13 protein-coding genes are annotated in these 17,197 nt (G+C 42.9%); 6 read left to right on the forward strand and 7 right to left on the reverse strand.

The genetic code is table 11. The features are described from left to right. Nucleotides 1-26 precede the first annotated feature (26 nt). On the reverse strand, nucleotides 27-947 hold the full coding sequence (locus tag ACED53_RS15265) for an HDOD domain-containing protein (RefSeq protein WP_012604233.1): 921 nt from the start codon (nucleotides 945-947) through the stop codon (nucleotides 27-29). Nucleotides 948-1,302: 355 nt separating this feature from the next. On the opposite strand from ACED53_RS15265, the gene ACED53_RS15270 reads away from it, so the two are divergent. Further along, the gene (locus ACED53_RS15270; RefSeq protein ID WP_009847061.1) at nucleotides 1,303-1,884 is read left to right on the forward strand and encodes a TfoX/Sxy family DNA transformation protein; all 582 of its coding nucleotides are present in this window, start codon (nucleotides 1,303-1,305) and stop codon (nucleotides 1,882-1,884) included. 128 nt (nucleotides 1,885-2,012) lie between these two features. Here the strand turns inward: ACED53_RS15270 and ACED53_RS15275 are convergent, their stop codons facing one another. From ACED53_RS15275 to ACED53_RS15285, 3 genes are all read right to left on the reverse strand, one after another. Then, a complete protein-coding gene (locus tag ACED53_RS15275; RefSeq protein ID WP_009847060.1) occupies nucleotides 2,013-2,567 on the reverse strand; it encodes a hypothetical protein in 555 nt (184 codons plus the stop codon). 357 nt (nucleotides 2,568-2,924) lie between these two features. Then, nucleotides 2,925-3,422, reverse strand: coding sequence for a response regulator (locus tag ACED53_RS15280; RefSeq protein ID WP_017101467.1), 498 nt, complete (start codon nucleotides 3,420-3,422; stop codon nucleotides 2,925-2,927). After that, nucleotides 3,415-5,358: an ATP-binding protein gene (locus ACED53_RS15285; protein ID WP_102580051.1), complete on the reverse strand. Its 1,944-nt coding sequence runs from the start codon at nucleotides 5,356-5,358 to the stop codon at nucleotides 3,415-3,417. Before ACED53_RS15285 ends, ACED53_RS15280 begins: the two co-directional genes overlap by 8 nt. Nucleotides 5,359-5,541: 183 nt before the next feature. On the opposite strand from ACED53_RS15285, the gene ACED53_RS15290 reads away from it, so the two are divergent. The 3 genes from ACED53_RS15290 (at nucleotide 5,542) to ACED53_RS15300 (ending at nucleotide 8,821) form a co-directional block, all read left to right on the forward strand. Continuing rightward, a complete protein-coding gene (locus tag ACED53_RS15290; protein WP_017101469.1) occupies nucleotides 5,542-6,804 on the forward strand; it encodes a DUF945 family protein in 1,263 nt (420 codons plus the stop codon). Nucleotides 6,805-6,967: 163 nt separating this feature from the next. After that, nucleotides 6,968-8,062, forward strand: coding sequence for a 3-phosphoserine/phosphohydroxythreonine transaminase (gene serC, locus ACED53_RS15295; RefSeq protein ID WP_009847056.1), 1,095 nt, complete (start codon nucleotides 6,968-6,970; stop codon nucleotides 8,060-8,062). A gap of 66 nt (nucleotides 8,063-8,128) precedes the next feature. Then, nucleotides 8,129-8,821: an MOSC domain-containing protein gene (locus ACED53_RS15300; protein WP_029222858.1), complete on the forward strand. Its 693-nt coding sequence runs from the start codon at nucleotides 8,129-8,131 to the stop codon at nucleotides 8,819-8,821. A gap of 128 nt (nucleotides 8,822-8,949) precedes the next feature. Here the strand turns inward: ACED53_RS15300 and ACED53_RS15305 are convergent, their stop codons facing one another. Next, the gene (locus tag ACED53_RS15305) at nucleotides 8,950-9,666 is read right to left on the reverse strand and encodes a 3'-5' exonuclease (RefSeq protein WP_012604226.1); all 717 of its coding nucleotides are present in this window, start codon (nucleotides 9,664-9,666) and stop codon (nucleotides 8,950-8,952) included. Nucleotides 9,667-9,671: 5 nt separating this feature from the next. Next, nucleotides 9,672-11,561 (reverse strand): DUF294 nucleotidyltransferase-like domain-containing protein, encoded by a 1,890-nt coding sequence (locus tag ACED53_RS15310; RefSeq protein ID WP_017101472.1) that lies wholly within the window; start codon nucleotides 11,559-11,561, stop codon nucleotides 9,672-9,674. A 150-nt stretch (nucleotides 11,562-11,711) separates the two neighbouring features. On the opposite strand from ACED53_RS15310, the gene ACED53_RS15315 reads away from it, so the two are divergent. Further along, nucleotides 11,712-12,353 carry an outer membrane beta-barrel protein gene (locus ACED53_RS15315; protein WP_009847052.1) on the forward strand — a complete coding sequence of 214 codons (642 nt, stop codon included), beginning with the start codon at nucleotides 11,712-11,714 and terminating at the stop codon, nucleotides 12,351-12,353. Between the two features lie 122 nt (nucleotides 12,354-12,475). On the opposite strand, the gene ACED53_RS15320 is transcribed toward ACED53_RS15315, so the two are convergent. Continuing rightward, complete coding sequence (locus tag ACED53_RS15320; protein WP_009847051.1) at nucleotides 12,476-13,666, reverse strand: amino acid aminotransferase; 1,191 nt, start codon at nucleotides 13,664-13,666, stop codon at nucleotides 12,476-12,478. A 261-nt stretch (nucleotides 13,667-13,927) separates the two neighbouring features. Here ACED53_RS15320 and ACED53_RS15325 point away from each other — a divergent pair, with 261 nt between their 5' ends. Then, nucleotides 13,928-17,074 (forward strand): Ig-like domain-containing protein, encoded by a 3,147-nt coding sequence (locus ACED53_RS15325; protein ID WP_017101474.1) that lies wholly within the window; start codon nucleotides 13,928-13,930, stop codon nucleotides 17,072-17,074. Nucleotides 17,075-17,197: the final 123 nt, after the last annotated feature.

Here is a 17,197-nt window from a genome sequence, read left to right on the forward strand (position 1 = left end):
GCATTTACTAGCAATTTAACAGTAACTTAGAAGCCGCTAGTATTGATCACGTCACTTAGCTTTGCATTAAAATCCTGTTTGCTCAAGTTGCTTAATTTATAAAGTACTTCCGCTCCTGTCACGTTTAGTTCTACTTCGTGCTCATCAATGTTCTCATCCTTGTTTCTAAACATCAGTAGGTGGTTAGCTATTCGCGCAATATCAAGGTAAGACACCTCGCGCTCTTCGTGATTATTAATGGTGTTGCTGCACACATCGATAAAGTCGCTGTCGAAACCCCAGCGTCTAAGGACCAACTTACTGGTTGCTGAACATTGGCCTTGGAATATTTGCAGTGCGATGTCGTGATCTAAATAGTTCCCGTTGTCTAGGTAGAGGTGATATTCACTAACCAAACAGAACAAGCCAATGTCTGCAAGTAACCCAACAAGTAGTGATTTTTCATGTTCTAGATAACGGTATTCAGTAGGGGATAGTTCTTTAAATAGGTTAGTGACTAACACCATAGTTGCGGCGAGTTCTTTTGATACAGAAGCGCTCTGAACCAATAGCTCGTTGCACTCTTTATTCAAATTGACGGAATGTTTAAGTTGTTCAATAGCCTGGGCCGTGACAATGTCACGCACTCTCAATATACCAAGACGCGATACGGCCGTCATAACATCGACACAAGTAATATTGCGTCTGTTGAAGACAACTGAGTTAGCAACTCTGATCACGATTGCTGTCAGCCCTGGGTCTTCAAGTAAGCACTCGGCAACTTCGGCGACGCCTGTTGGTTCAAGAGTACAAAGCTTTTGAATTTTAAGTACAACCTCAGGAATCGGAGGAAGAGTTATTTTTCCCGCTGAGATGGAATGTCCAACAAGTTGGGCAAACTCGGATTCTAGGCCCTTAAGGAGAAGAGCTTTATTTTGTGGTAGCCAGAAAAATGATAAATGATTCATATTAAGAGTAAGAACATGTATGTCGTACCATTTTACAAGCCGCGATGCTGCGAGGCAATACTCATCGAACCACATAAGCTTTGATAACTTGAACGGGGGTATCATTAAGAATTAAATTCTTGGCGTGATTTGATAGTTTAATGTGATGTAAATCATTAAAAGCAAGGATATTCAACTGATTGATGTGAGCTGCGCCCTGACTTATTTTTCTTTTCGAAGTATCATTTATTTCAAAGGTGACAAACGAAACCATAATATTCACCTAAACATTAAATAGATTTAAAATTTTTCGCATAAAAAGCTGCTTGTCTGGCGATCAACCTAATCGGGGTAATTTGATTAAGGATCAACGGATATGACCGAGACAGCATTTATTAATTACGTGAATCAATTTGGTGAACATCAAAAGCGCTCTATGTTTGGAGGTATTGGCCTCTTTCAAAATGACGCTATGTTCGCTTTGTTGAGTGAAGATTGTGTATTCATTCGAGGTGGGAAGTTATTAGATAAAAAGCTGACGGGGCTTGATTGTGAAAAGTATCGTCACGTAAAAAAGCAGACGACAGCAACCGTGAATTACTACGACATCACGGATCTCTTTACGTCTGAGCATCCTGAATTGGATAGTATTATTCGTACTTCAATCGATAATTCAATTCAGCAGCGTAGCTTCAAAAAATCATCTGCGAGCCGTAGATTAAGGGATTTGCCTAACATGCAACTGACGTTAGAACGCATGGTTAAAAAGGCTGGAGTGGATGATGTTTCAATGTTTATGCAGTTGGGTGCATCTGAAGTGTTTAATAAGGTTCGCGAAGCGTACGGAAACGATGTTGACCTAAAATTACTTTGGAAGTTTGCGGGTGCAATTGATGGTATTCACTGGAAACTATTACAAGAGCCACGCAAGCAGCAATTATTAAAGAGCTGCCACTAAAGATATCGCCTGTATATGCATAAGATTACTGTTTATATATAAAAACCGAGGGATTTCCTCGGTTTTTTGTTTCTATCTATCTAGCCCGTTTAAAGGCTAAGCCCATATGAAGAGCTTTCTCGTTTTACTTAAAGCTTGAAACGAGTCGTGAACATTAACTGATCACCGTAGAAATCATTGATACGAACTTCTGCACCTAGAGAGAATAGTTCTGTAGAGTGGAAACGAACGTAAGCAGAACCGATCCAATCATCTTTATCATCGATAGAAACGTAACCGCCTTTGCCGCCAACTTCTAGTTGTGGGCCAAGCCATTGACGAACACCAACGTTGAATTCCATACCAACATCAGGAGAGCTTTTCGCAGCTGGTTGAACTATACGAGCTAGCATTTCACCCGTTAGATCTGCCCAGTTGTTAATTGGAGCGTGGAAACCAAGACCTACAGCAGAGTCGTAATCGCCTTCAAATTCTGAATCGATACGCGCTACTGCGTGAGCATTCGGGTGGATTGACTTACTGAACGCACCACCAAATGTAATTGGGCTCGCACCGATACGAGCGTCAAAGTAATCGTAGCTAAAGTTGCTCATTACTTGTGCTTGTTCATTTGGTTGTCCATCGACAGCTAGTGCTTGGCTAGAAGCCAATAGCATAGCGGTAGTAAGTAGAATTTTGCGCATAACGACCGTAAACCTTTATTAGTGTTGATCCCTTTGGTTTGATAAAAAATAGCCAAACCATAAACATTGAGACAGTTTAATCTAACTCGCGGAAAAGTAACCCATAAAAATGCTATTCATTTGTCATTTAGCTAAAAAACAAGCAAGTAAAGTACTGCTCTGTTACAGAGATCTCATGTTTTAGGACTATTTGACAAAATCTAGTATCCATTCACTCGTTATTGATAACTATTAGATACACTTAATTTACTCACTGCTATTCAAAATGCACTTCGTGTTAAAAGTGCAATAGCGATTAAGTCGCTATTCATCATCTAATCACTATTCAGTAAACAATCTCTATTTACCAACCTATCGCTATTCACCGAAACTAGTTCGCTTGTCCGACATTGATGTCAGTATTCGCTCAGTATCTAAAATGGAAGTCCAGTTTAACAACTGCTTGTCGTTTGCAATGACATAGTCTGTCAGTTGTTGAGTAATCGTGTCTCTAAGTTGATCGCCTTGCCAAGGTTTTGAAATATAAAAATCAAGCGCCGCGTTGTTAATTGCTGTGACGGTATCTTCTAGCCCGGCTTGCCCGGTAAGCAGTAGTTTGCGTGTCGGCATTGTAGAATCGTGCTGGTTAAGTTCGATAAGAAAGTCGATCCCCGTTTTGTCAGGCATGATGTGGTCACACAAGATTAAGGCGAGCTTAATACCTTCCTGTCCCATTTCTTGAATGACTTGCTTAGCTTCATCGACCGATTCGGCACCTTCAACAATAAAGTTGTCTTCAAATGGTGCTAAATCTTGAAGGACACTATTGAGAACTTCAGGTTCATCATCGACACATAAAATTAGGTACTTATTCATGAGGTGCTCCTTCTTGTTTGAATGGAAGCCACACTTGCATGTGTGTATGGCTGCCTACCTCAGACTCCACCAAAATAAAACCTTGATGAGCCGAAACGATTTGTTGAGAAATGGATAACCCAATCCCTAAACCGAAGTTGCCTTCTTTTTTGGTCGTGAAGTTTGGGTTGAAAATAGTGTTGATGTCTTCTTTGGCGATACCGTGTCCAGTGTCCGATATTTGCACTACAAGAAACGTGTCGTCACCTTTAGTTTCTTGAGACGTGGTGATAGAGACTTTGCCTCGCTCTGAAAGAGCATCAAGTGCATTAGAGAGAAGGTTGGTCCACACTTGTTGCAGCGAGAGCGACTGGCACAATAGAAGCGGTAAGTCGGTGTCGTAGTGTTTTTCAAGTTGGTGATGTTTGAGCCTGTTTTCAAAGATCACTAACGTATCTTCAAGCCCTTCGTGGATATCTGTGTAGTGGCGGACCTCTTCATCTTCTCGGGCATAGCTTTTTAGGCTTTTGACCATATCGGCAATACGTTTGCTGCAAACTTGAATTGAGCGGATAGAGTTTCCAACATAGTGATAATGCTCTAAGTCATTGAGCAGCTCTTTGCCTGCGACAGGGGAGTCTTTTAAGGTATCTAAAACCGCAGAGTCTTGGCTCAGGTTCAGTCTTACGGCTTTTTTGGCTAGCGCACGATCATCGATAGTAGAGGTGAGGTGCTTTACGAGTTGTCTTTCTTGAGCCGTTGATAGTGGCTTCGCCATTTTTGAATGTGCTAATACATTCGTCCCTTTATTTGATTCTGGGAGTGCCGAGTTCTCGAGTATTTGATCGAGATGTTCAGACAAGGTTTCAATACTTCTCAGTATCGCTGCAATCGGGTTATTTAACTCATGTGCGACACCTGCCACGAGTTGGCCGAGCATCGCCATCTTCTCTTTCTCGATCAATTGTTGATGTGCAGATTCCAACGATTCTAGCGTTTGCTGAAGCTGGATCTTATTGTTGATGCTTCTTTGTAAGCGTCGGTTAAAGTGACGGAGCAGTAGATTGGTAAATAGTGGTAGCAGAGTGTTGTTTGAATGCATCACCTGAGCAAAGCTATCTTTATCCAGCTTGATAACGCGTGTTTGCGTTAGGGTGATCGCGGTAGAAAACGAAGGCTCACCTGTCACAAATGACATCCCGCCGACAATGTTCCCCTTGGAGTGACGTACCACTTCCCGTTGTTGCCCAAGTTCATCTTTCTTATAAAGAGCCGCTTCACCCTCAATGATCAGCCACAAAAAGCGATTATCTTCGCCCTCAACCGTCAGCAGATGCTCTGGTGAATAATCACGAATGGCCTTGGTTTTATCATCTTTTGAAAAGACATCCTGCAGAGCACTGACGACACGCTCAGCAAGGGCATTGTCAGAAAGCTGGTGGTAATCGTGAATGAAGCCAGATTGGAACGAATGAATCTTTTGCTCGATGTGTGCTCTTAGTAAACGTTGTTGATCCAACGCATCACTGTAAGACAAAAGGTTTTCTGGGTCGTACTCGATAACAAAAGAAGTCAGCTCTTTCTGTGCAGACTTGAACAGAACCTGATCTTGAACCGGTTTGGTTAAACAGTGGTTGAGCCTGCCTTCATTCACAGCGGTTAGAATGGATTGAATGTCTGACGAAGCGCTGACTAATATCGTTCTTGCGGTATTACTATGGGGCAGCTGTTCCAGTTCAATCAGAAATTGCACGCCATTAAATTCCGAATGATGATGAGTGATCACTAAAGCAACGGTTTGATTGTGATCATGGATATCTTCTAATGCGTGATGTGCGTCTTCTATGTTCTCGGCAGTATAAATATCGAATACAGAAGCCAACGGAGCCAACTCCGAACGTATTCTTTCAATGCTAACCGGATTATTGTCCAAACAGATAACAGCGTATTGATTCACAGCTCAACCTTAATAGTAGCGACGTCTCTAGCCTAGCAAGAACCGCCGAATAAGGATGAGAGCTAGCCGTTAATTTATTGAGGCAATCGAAGTATCGAGCAATAGACTGATTTAACTCAATGTTTCTTGTTTGCTACTGATGGGTTAGACTAAAAAAAACAGACACGTGTAGAAAGAGAACTCATGGAACAGTTAAGAAAAATTGGTGCAATTGGCGGCGCAATCTCATTGGCACTTTGTTGGCCACTAGCGGTTGGCCAAATTGGACAAAATGCCATTACCGATGGTGTTGCAAAGCTTAACAATTCAAGCATTCAAGCGGAGATCGTGGAGTACGATAGAGGTTACCTGTCTTCTAACGTAACTACTCGCCTAACTGTGACCGATGAAAACCTGAAAGAACAACTCGCGATTGATGGGCTGCCGAGTGAGTTTGTCATCAATAGTGCGGTTAGCCACGGTTTGGTGAGCCTGAATGCACTGTCGACGTTTGATAATACTGATATTCTGCCTCTAACTCTGACAACTAGCACTGAGCTAAACGGCAACACTGACTTTAACTTCGAGTTAAGCCAGTTCAATCATCAAGGTTCTGATGAGAATGGTACTTCGGTATCAATCACGAAATCGAATCTGTCTGGCCATGCCACTGTTTTAGGGCAAGTTGATTACGAGCTTTCAATCCCTTCAGTTCAAATTGATTTTGAAACCGGTGAAGAGGTAACACTGTCAAACCTAAAAGGTGTAGGTTCAGGTCAACAAGCGAAAGGCTACTGGTTAGGTTCTCAGAATTTTACTATCGATAGCTTCTTGGTTACAGACTCTGCAATGCAGCCTTTCATGACCATTGAAAACTCTAAGTACGATTTTGAATCACATCTAGATGAAGCGACTAAGCGTCTGCGCAGCAACCTTAAGCTGGATATCGCAAACATCGAGACCAGTGAAGGCCAGTTGAACAACCTAAACGTCGATTTCGAAATGTCGAAATTGGATAGCGAATCGTTTGAGAAAATCTTTGAGATTTACCAATCTAATCCAGTAATGACGCAAGAAGACGTTGCCGAGATCATTCCATTTATCGATATCCTTTTTGCTAAAGGCTTCGACCTTTCAATGAACAATATGTCGTTAGATCTAGGTAAGGGTCAATTCGAATCTAAGTGGTTAGTGAGCGTACCGGAAGGAACCGAAAACATCAGCAGTAATCCTTCGATGATTGTACCTGCATTAAAGGGTAACGTTCACTCTAGCTTCTCAAATGAGCTTGTTGAAGAGTACCCATTCATCCGTGAAGGTATTGATGAATTGCTTGTGATGGAAATGATCAAAGAAACAGAAAGTGGTTATGAAATCCGTGCTGACGTTGAAAATGGAAACCTAGTGTTCGAAAATGGCCAAGAAATTCCATTAATTGCTCTACTTATGCCGGTTTTTGTTCAATAAACAGAACAAGGCTGAATACTGATAGGGTGATTTAGCAGGTTAAGCTTAAACATTTTATACGGTACAAAACAAAAGAGGTCTTAAGACCTCTTTTGTTGTTTTTATGTTGGGTAAAACATGGTATTACTTGCATAGTTATTATTTAGCAGGAGCAATCATCCCCATGGAACTTACATTAGATAACGTATTCAACTTCAGTGCTGGCCCAGCGGCACTGCCTAAACCGGTAATGAAACAAGCGCAAGCGGACTTTATTGATTGGAATGGTTTAGGGACTTCCGTGATGGAAATCAGCCATCGCAGCAAGGAATTTATTCAAGTTGCTGACGAGTCCGAACAGGACCTACGTGATCTTCTGAACATCCCAGACAACTACAAAGTTCTTTTCTGTCAGGGGGGCGCTCGTGCTCAATTCGCTGCTGTTCCTCTAAACCTTTTAGGTGACGCGACGAAAGCGACTTACATTGATGCGGGTTACTGGGCAGAAAGTGCAGTGACTGAAGCGAGCAAATATTGCGAAATCGATGTATTCAACGCCAAGACGTCAATTGATGGCAAAGCAGCGGTTGTTCCAGCTAAAGATTGGAAAATCGACCCGGAAGCGGCGTATGTACATTTCTGTCCAAATGAGACCATCGATGGTATTGAAATCAGTGAGCTTCCTCAAACGGATAAGCCAATCGTAGCGGATATGTCATCTAACATTCTGTCTCGTAAGATCGATGTGTCTCAGTACGGTGTTATCTACGCTGGTGCTCAAAAGAATATAGGCCCTGCTGGTATTTGCATTGCTATCGTGCGTGATGATCTGCTAGAGCTAGCAAACGACGTATTGCCGAGCATTCTTAACTACAAAGTACTTGCTGAAAAAGACTCAATGTTCAACACACCGCCAACGTATGCTTGGTACCTATCAGGCCTCGTATTCAAGTGGTTGAAAGCTCAAGGTGGTGTTGAAGCGATGGAATTAGTGAACAAAGAGAAAGCTGCGCTGCTTTATAATGCGATTGATAGCTCAGCTTTCTACAGAAACGATGTTCATACAGTAAACCGTTCAAGAATGAACGTGCCATTCCAATTAGCGAAACCAGAGCTAGATGCTAAGTTTTTAGAGTTGGCTGATGCTGCTGGTCTGAAATCACTAAAAGGCCACAGAGCGGTAGGTGGGATGCGAGCATCACTTTACAACGCGATGTCTCTGGAAGGCGTGCAAGTATTAGTCAGCTTCATGAAAGACTTTGAAGAGAAATACGCTTAATTAAGGCGTATTTCACAATAAGAGGAGCGAAAGCTCCTCTTTTTTTACTTGCTGAAAAGGAAGGGTATGAAGAAGTTAGGTACAGTAAACAGTGTTTTGGGCGGTAAGGTTGTTGCTTTTGCTCACGGTACACAGAGTGCTATCAATAAGCAGGTTTTATCTGAGCGCCAATACACCACTGAGCTTGGATTTATTAACGATGAGCAAGGCGACCCTCGCTTTCATGGTGGTATTCAGAAAGCCCTTCATATCTACCCAAGCGAGCACTACTTAATTTGGCAGGAGGAGTTGGGCGACAAAGCAATCTTCCAATCTGAAGGTGCATTTGGTGAGAACATAAGTTCAAGTGGGGTGACTGAAGCTTCCATTTGTTTAAAAGATAAGATTCGAATTGGTTCAACCTTGCTGGAAGTTTCACAAGGTCGTATGCCTTGTTGGAAGCTCAATGTACGATTCGATCAAAATGATATGGCGAAAAGGCTACAAGACACCCTTCGAACTGGCTGGTACTTCCGTGTTTTGGAAGAGGGTGATATCGGCTCCGGCGACGAGATTATCCTGTGTGAAAGACCTTACCCAGAATGGCCGTTAAGCCGGGTTATGGGTGCGGTGTTCACGGGTTGTTTGGATAAACAAGAGCTTAGAGAATTGGCGGAGCTGCCTCTAGTGGAATCTTGGGGCACGCTCGTAGAACGTCGACTTCAAACTGGCGAAGTTGAAGATTGGGAAATGAGATTGGTTGGCCCGACAGCCGAGTAGACTTTCTATTCATGCTTAAAAGACAATCATGCGCAAAACAAAACGCTCACTATCTAGAAGATGTGAGCGTTTTTAGTTCTGAGGTGAGCACTTATTAGTCAGTAACTAACAGCGACTAGTTTATCTAGCTATAACCAGAAATCTTTAACAGGCATATCAGGGCTAAAATGGTGCGCAATCTGTGCTTGTAGAAGCTCCGCTGTCGCAATCGCATCAGTTAACGCATGATGCGGAGTATAGTCAGGCAAGTGGTATCTACGACGGCTCTGACCAAGCCTTACTGACGCAGGCTTCTTACCTTTTAGCTTATTCCATAGACCGCCGGCCAGTTTGTTTTGGATTTGAGATTCAATCTCGAGCGTGTCGAGGACTGGAAACTCAATTCCTTCACCTAATCTGACCTTCAACGCGTTATCCAAGAAATCACGCTCGATGCGGCGATAATGAACGACTGGGATATGGCCGCCCATTGATTCTAAGATCTCATCTAATACTTCACTTAAGTCTGGCGCATCAATGATGTCGTTGTGAGTGATGCCATGGATAACAACCGAGTCTTCTTCCAATTTCTGCTTTGGTCTCAGGGTCCAGTGCTTGGCTTGTCTTAGGTAGATTCGATTTAGCGTAAACGGAACTAGACCAATGGTAATGATGCCATCTTTGTTTGGGTTTAAACCCGTTGTCTCAAAGTCGACAGCTAAGAAAGTCACTTCTGATAATGGCGTATCAGGTGCAGGAAGAGGCTGGCTATAAAATTGCTTCAAGCGTTCATCTCTCGCTCGTTCGAGCTTCTGAGCAAACTTAAATGGCCAATCAACCGCTGGGGATCTGAATAGTTTGTTCATAGCGCCTACTTAAACTTATTGCTGGCTTGATAACGGAACTTAAGAAAGTTCTGTGCATTGCTTAATATTTGGAATGCATCCTTTAGATTACGTCGCTCGAAGTCAGAAAGGTTCTCTGGTTCGATGTTGTTATCCGGTTCGATGTTGTTGTCGACATCGTGTGCTTGGTGGCGAATACGAACTAAAGAGATAAATTCCATCGCATCTTTCAAGTCTTGAGCTCGACCTTTTGGCAAAATACCTGCGTCGATAATGTCATCTAAACGTTCGAATGAGTTCTTAGAGCGAGATGCGACTGCTAAAGAGTGAACACGGATTAGATCGGCAAGTGGTGCGGTACCACGACGTTTAAGATTGATCGAGTTGTTATGACGACCATCTTTCTCCATTACGAAATCTTTAAAGAAACCCAGAGGCGGTGTTCGGTTGAGTGCGTTACGAGCAAGACACGCCAAGAAACGGTTGTTCTTACGCGCACGTCTTACAATAAAACTATTTAACTGTTCTGCCCATTTTAAGCGGCCATAAACACCATCTAAATCAAAGAAGATAGAGGCGTTCAGTAGTGCTTTCGGGTTTGGATTATCAATCCAATCAGCGAAGCATTCTTCCCATTGTCGACGTGTCATACGCCAAGTTGGGTTAGTGGCCATGATGTCACCGGTACAGTACACATAGCCACATTGGTCTAAGCCATCACAAATGAAGGTCGACAGCTCTTCAAAGTACTTACCGTGCTTTTTCTCATCGTAGGTATCATCAAGAATAATGGCGTTATCTTGGTCAGTAACGAGCAGCTGCTCATCACGCCCCATCGAGCCGAGCGCGAGGAAACAATAAGGGATCGGCGCTTTACCGAGTTTATCTTCGGCTAGTTCAATAATTCGTTGTTTAAAGCTACGGCCAATTACCGACATTGCGGTACCCACCATGTGGGCGTTGGCGTCTTCGTTAACCAAGCGCACAAAGCTGTCTTTTACTTGCTCAGAAAGGACTTTAAGATCTTCGATGCTTTGCTGTTGGAAGATGCTGCTTACCAATAACAGCGAGTTTTGAGATTCGTAACGTACAATATCGGTCGCTTCAATAATACCAATAGGCTTCTTATCTTTTAGTACTGGTAGGTGATGCACGTTGTAGCGAAGCATGGTCATCATGGCTTCGTAGACATAGGCATTATGATCGAGCGAGATAACCTCTGCTGTCATTACACTTGATACTTCATCCGATGGATCGAGTCCTTCTGCTAAAACTCGGGTACACAGATCACGGTCGGTAATGATGCCAATAACGGGCGTCGAATCGTCTTCATCATCTTCAACAATATCCGGGTCGATGATCAGCAAAGATGAAACATTATCTTGTGCCATCATGGTAGCAGCTTGTTGGATGGTTCGTGTTTTTTCGATCATTGGCGCTTCGCTAGTCAGCAGCGTCTTTACCTTTGACGTGGTTAGATCGTTAGCGTCGTTGCTGTCTGAGTTAGCCTGACGCAGTCGCGCATTATCTTCTACTTCGACAAAGTCAGCGAATGAATCATAGTTGTCGTAGAGTTCTTGGAAAATAGGTTCAGGGATACAGTAGAGTAGGGTGTCTTCTGTTGCTTTTACCGGGAAGCGAACTTTATTGTTGGTGAGTAGCCCCATTTGGCCAAATAAGTGTCCCTCATCCAGACGGTTATAGAGCTCACCTTTACGACGATAGACTTCTACTTCGCCGCTTCGAACAATGTAAAGGTCGTTAATCTGATCACCAAAGTGAATGATAGGGGTATCTTGGCGGTAATAAGAAATTTCGACGCTACTGGTCACTTTCGCCAACATCTCCTCTGGGAGTTCTGTGAAAGGGGGGTATTGTGCCAGAAAGTTTTGAATCTCTAATAACTCAGCATCCATAATGATCATCCATTGGTTTGTATGATTTCATGGTACAACATTTGATAATATTTTGCCGTCACAAATCAATCTGTGAGCTAAAACCTTTTTAAAGTCTTAGGGATAGACTAATCTTTCAAATAATAGGGTGATAGTTAAAGGATGATAGGAATGCCGAAGTGGAAACTTAGTTTAGTGTCTGCAATTTTTATGTTTTCTTCAAGTTCGTGGGCCGAAACTCACCGTGTGGATATTCTGGATTATGACCATATATACGCCACCGCTCATTCGGGAAGTTTGAATGAAGATGCAGGCAGCAATAACAATGCATCATCCTATGGATTAGGTATTAGCTATGCGATAACGGATGATTGGCTATTGTTGGGTGACTACAGTGCTCGTTTCATTCACCCAGATGAATCAACAACTCGAATGGATACCCTTATGCCGGGCATTGGGTACCGTTACAGTATTAAGCGAGATCTAGATATAGTGGCTTACTACCTGCTTGGTATTACTAAGGGGGAAGTCGAAGATAATGGAACTAACATTACTCGCTCGTCAGACACGGAGTTTATCCAAGGGATAAAAGCCGAACTCAACTATGGCTTTGCGAAACGTTGGATTGCTAACGGTAGTGTGCAAGTGAACCGAAGTGACTTGTTTGATGAAGAAATTTACCACGTGGGTTTACGTTATCTCGTGACCAACAAGTTTGCGATTGGTGGCTCTTATCAACACAGAAATGGCGAAGGTAAGATTCGTAGTGAACGCACTAACGAGCTAGGTGTAGAGTTCTTCCTAGAGTATTAGTTAGCGATATATAGACTAAGCGTCTTAAAAACTGACATATAAAGGAGACAGACACAAAAAAGCCAGCTTAATAGCTGGCTTTTGCATATCTATTGGTCTGCAAGTGCAGGTTTCTTTTTCGATTAAAGAACCGCAGCGATACCTTTACATAGAGGACCCATATTTGACTTCGTCATGCCCGCTACGCTGATACGGCCAGAACCGACAATGTAGATAGCGAATTCGTCTTTCAGGCGAGTTACTTGCTCTTTGCTTAAACCAGAGAAAGAGAACATGCCGTTTTGGCGCTCGATGAATGTGAAGTCTGCATCAACACCTTCAGATTTCAGTGTCGTTACGAATAGCTCGCGCATCTCTTGGATACGGTCACGCATTTCTGCTACTTCTGCTTCCCATTCAGCACGTAGATCAGCATCACCAAGGATGTGAGTAACGACAGCACTGCCGTGCGCTGGTGGGTTAGAGTAGATAGAGCGGATGATGCTCTTAACTTGAGAGAACGCTGTTGTTGCTACGTCTGCAGATTCTGCAACCAGAGTGAATGCACCCACACGCTCGTTGTACAAGCCGAAGTTCTTAGAGAACGAGCTAGCAACAAGAATCTCTTTGTTGTATTGAGCAAAAATGCGCAGGCCAGCTGCATCTTCTTCAACACCTTTAGCAAAACCTTGGTAGGCAAAATCGAATAGAGGAAGCAGTTTCTTCTCAGCAACTAGCTTAGCAAGTACTTCCCACTCTTCAGTTGTTGGGTCGATGCCTGTTGGGTTATGACAGCAGCCGTGAAGAAGAACGATGTCGCCTTCAGAAGCTTTCTCTAGGTCAGCAACCATGCCTGCGAAGTCTTTGTCTTTGGTTTCAGCGTTGTAGTAGCTGTATTGAGCTGTTTCGATACCGGCAGCAGCGAAAACGCCGTTGTGGTTAGCCCAAGTTGGGTTACTGATCCAGATTTTCACGTCACCCAGTTGGCGCTTGATGAATTCACCCGCTACGCGAAGTGCACCTGTACCACCTGGAGCTTGTGCTGTTTTAGCGCGTTGAGACGTTACGATCTCTGCATCTGAACCGAAAAGCAGTTTCTGAACCGCTAGACCGTATTCAGCGGTACCTTCAATCGTTAGGTAAGATTTGGTTTTTTCGTTTTCAAGAAGTGCAGCTTCTGCTTTCTTTACTGTTTTAAGTACTGGCGTTTGACCATCTTCATTTTTGTAGATGCCAACACCAAGGTTAATTTTCTCTTCACGAGAGTCTTTTTTAAATTCTTCAGTAAGGCCGAGAATAGGATCGGCGGGAGCTGCTAACACTTTTTCAAACATAATCTTCATCCATGTCAATTGAGAGGGAGGTAATAATAACTCCGGTATTTATACCTTTCATACAAGATTGTTACAACTCAAAACCTAGAATTTATTAAAACGATTTATAACCAACAGCTTCGAAAATTTGATTTATGGAATTTCTCGGCATTTCCATTTGAAATGACTGTGCGTCGATGCGGTTTTGTTTAACGTAATTCATTGCTAACAATGTTGTTTTTGTTCATGTTTAGGGCGGTAAACATGAAGGAACTCTTTAGAATGAAGAAAACACTGAGTCTGTTTTTCGTGGCTTTAGCAGTGGTCACTGCTGGGGGCTGTAAAGATAGCAAAAATGAAGGCCATAAACCTATGGTCTATAAGCCAACGAAAGCATCACCGTCAGAGCTTTCTGTTGAAATTATTGTTAATGGAAAAAAGCGTACGTTAGAGCTGAATCGCTACTCTATTCGTGAGCCCGATATGAAAGTATATCTATGGGATCATCGTATTAACGGGAACGCCCCTTCGAGTACTATTAAAACTCCGGACATTCGTGTTTACCGAGGCGTTGATACGAGTGATGAGAATACTCAAGTTATAGCGGCTCTTACCACTAAAAATAAATTATATGTAACTGCTTTTCGTGGTAGCCACCGAGTTTGGTCGATCAAGGATGCAGCGGTAACTGGTGGTAAATCAGCGGGTACTATTCAACCGCTGAAGTCTAGCTTTTCTTCTGTGTCTCGACAAAACAGTATATTAGATGCGGTTCAGAAGTCGATTAAGCCAATAGACAAAAATCCGGATAACCCAGTTTCGGGTCTAGACAATATCTTACCAACAAATATGTCAGACATTAAACTGAGTAAGATAAATGCATTTGTTCAAATTAGTTACCAGACTTTTAAAGAGCAAGCTGACGGTAACTTTGATGATGCTATGGTTTTAGCTGATTACTACATAAACTTAGTGGACTATGTGTATAGTCGTGATGCGTTAATTCGATTCTCTATGCAAGATGTTCTTATTGAAACATGGGGGCATTTAAGGAGTCACTACAATAACTGTATAAAGAGTAGCAGTCACGATAGATGTAAAGACTGGGGTTACCAAAATGAGAATACCTCAATTAAAAACGCAACACGACGTTGGGTGGATGCCCAAAGAAAAACGCGCCATTGGGATGTTCGACATCGCATGATTGATTTGGTAGGCAGTGGGGTTGTTGGTGTGAACTGGGGATCTTATGTTCGCTCGATGGGTCAATTGATTCAAGCGGATGGTGTTGTTTTACACGAAACCTCACACTATTTAGGTACGGGGCACCATACTGGTGGCGAGGAAGAAACCTCACAAGGTGGTGAAGCGCACGTGGGAGATATTGGTTTTGTCGGTTACAAAAACCGTGTAGCCAGACGAGCGATTGTTGGCCCTGCTGATTACCCGTTACCCCCATCGGCTAAAATTGATCACTTTGGTGTGTTGCGTGATACAGCGAAAACATTAGATGTGTTGAAAAATGACTTTGATGCAAATGGTGATTCGATATCGATAAATAAAGTGGACTCGCTTACCGTTCAAGGCGGTCAAGTTAAGATCGTCGGAGATAAACTGGTCTATACCCCACCGAAAGGGTTTGTGGGAGAAGATTCGTTCTTTTATCAAATCACTGACTCAACTAAGCATCATGGAAAACAATTGTATGATCGTGAAGAGGTTCATTTAAGAGTAACAAGCCCTGGTTTGTACGCTAGATTCGGATTTGAAAGCGCGATTGAAGATTTTTGGATTCCTAACGAACAGACCGGACTAGCAAGTCAGCTTCATGTTAGTCGTGATTGGCGTTCAGGGAAGGATGTTTGGGTTGATTACTCACAATCAGTGACTAACGATTCCTATGGAAAGACATTAACGCTGGGCGCTCATGAAGCGGTAAGGTCAATCAAAAGCAAATACGATGTACCTGAGTCGTTTAAATATAATACTCATTACGGTCATGCATTTGATCTCGGTGATGATAGCTTCACGGTTTCATTGAAAGTGAAAGTTGGAACTAGACTTCTTCATGACATTAATTTGGTTAACCGTGGAATGGAGAGAGAAGGCTACCACTTACGACTACTGAAAGATGGAAAACTAAAGTGGTACATGAAGTCTCGTCAATACGCTATGCATAAAGGCGGTACTGATTACCGCATTGTAACAATGACGACGGAGTCACCTTTACCTGCTGATAGCGCATGGCATGCAATTGCTGTGCGAGTTGACCGAACAACGAATCAAGCAAGCTTATGGGTTGATGGGGTTAAACAGTCGCTTGTCGATGAAGCGCAAAATGAGGTTAATCTTCCTAAAGGTTATGCTGGTTTATGGGGCGGAGGTAGCCGAAGAGCGTCAAGTATCAGTCAAGGTTTGACTATCGGGCAAGCATGGTGGGATACGGACGAAGTACACAAGCAGGAGTTACAAAAAAGCCAGAGCCGCTATTTGCGTATCGATAACGTAGAGTTGAGGTCATTTGCACTTACAGATGATCAGATATCAAAATTGACCAACAACAATTATGTGTATCCTTATGCACCGCGTCCATATAATGGTGAAGGCATTGCTTTCTCAGGAAGCAAAACACTGAGCTGGAAATTGTCTAAGTCATCGGCTTACAAGTTAATGATTAGCCGTGATGGAAAGTCTTGGTCTACTGAAAAAATTGGTAATGGTAGTTCGGGTTCACATACTGTCGCGCTCAATGCCTCCGATGAGGCGCTTTATTGGCGTGTCGACGTGAACGGTTCTGTCGGCGAAGTGTGGTCGGTTCGAAATAATCTAGTTAATGGTCGTCAAGAAGTCGCATTCAGTCACTCTGAAATTAGTAACGGTGCCGCAATACCTGATTGTGAAGTCAAATCAGGTGTAACCTGCTTATTTGGTTGGCCAGCAACGCAAAATGGTTATAACGACTTATATGGTAATACTTGGACAATTGACAACGGCGGGACTACTAACTGGGAAGGCCATATATATCTTGGTGGTAAACAAAAAACGTTGAGCTTACAAGTTGATACTCCAACCGGTGAGTGGTCTGGTGTTCGTTTTCGAGCAGCTGCGGCGGGCAAAGGTTGGACCGGTGCGGACGATTACCCTTCAGGTACACTGAAGCTGTATGCAAATGGGAAGGAAGTATGGAAAGCTTATAATATCGGTGATGAGGTTTGGACTAAAGCAGGTACAGAGTGGGCGTCACTGCCTTCTATCGGTACTTACTCAGTAAGTGTACCTCGTAAAGTGAAATCTGATATGTATGGCGTTCACTTTATTGATCTCCCTGCAAATGTCACACAGCTCGAATGGGAATATGAAAGCTCACGCTTAGATAGCAAAGGAATGACCCCCGGAGCCGTTATAGGAGGCGTACAACTAATAAGGTAGTACTTTTCTTTTAAACTTTAATAGCCCAGCGTATTTGTACGCTGGGCTTTTTTATTTACGTAGTTAAATCATGCTCCCTTTTGAAAGACAGTCCTTTGATAGGCTGTACGTTGGCGTTGTTTT

Source organism: Vibrio sp. 1F169, assembly GCF_041439605.1.
GTDB classification, from domain to species: domain Bacteria; phylum Pseudomonadota; class Gammaproteobacteria; order Enterobacterales; family Vibrionaceae; genus Vibrio; species Vibrio tasmaniensis_A.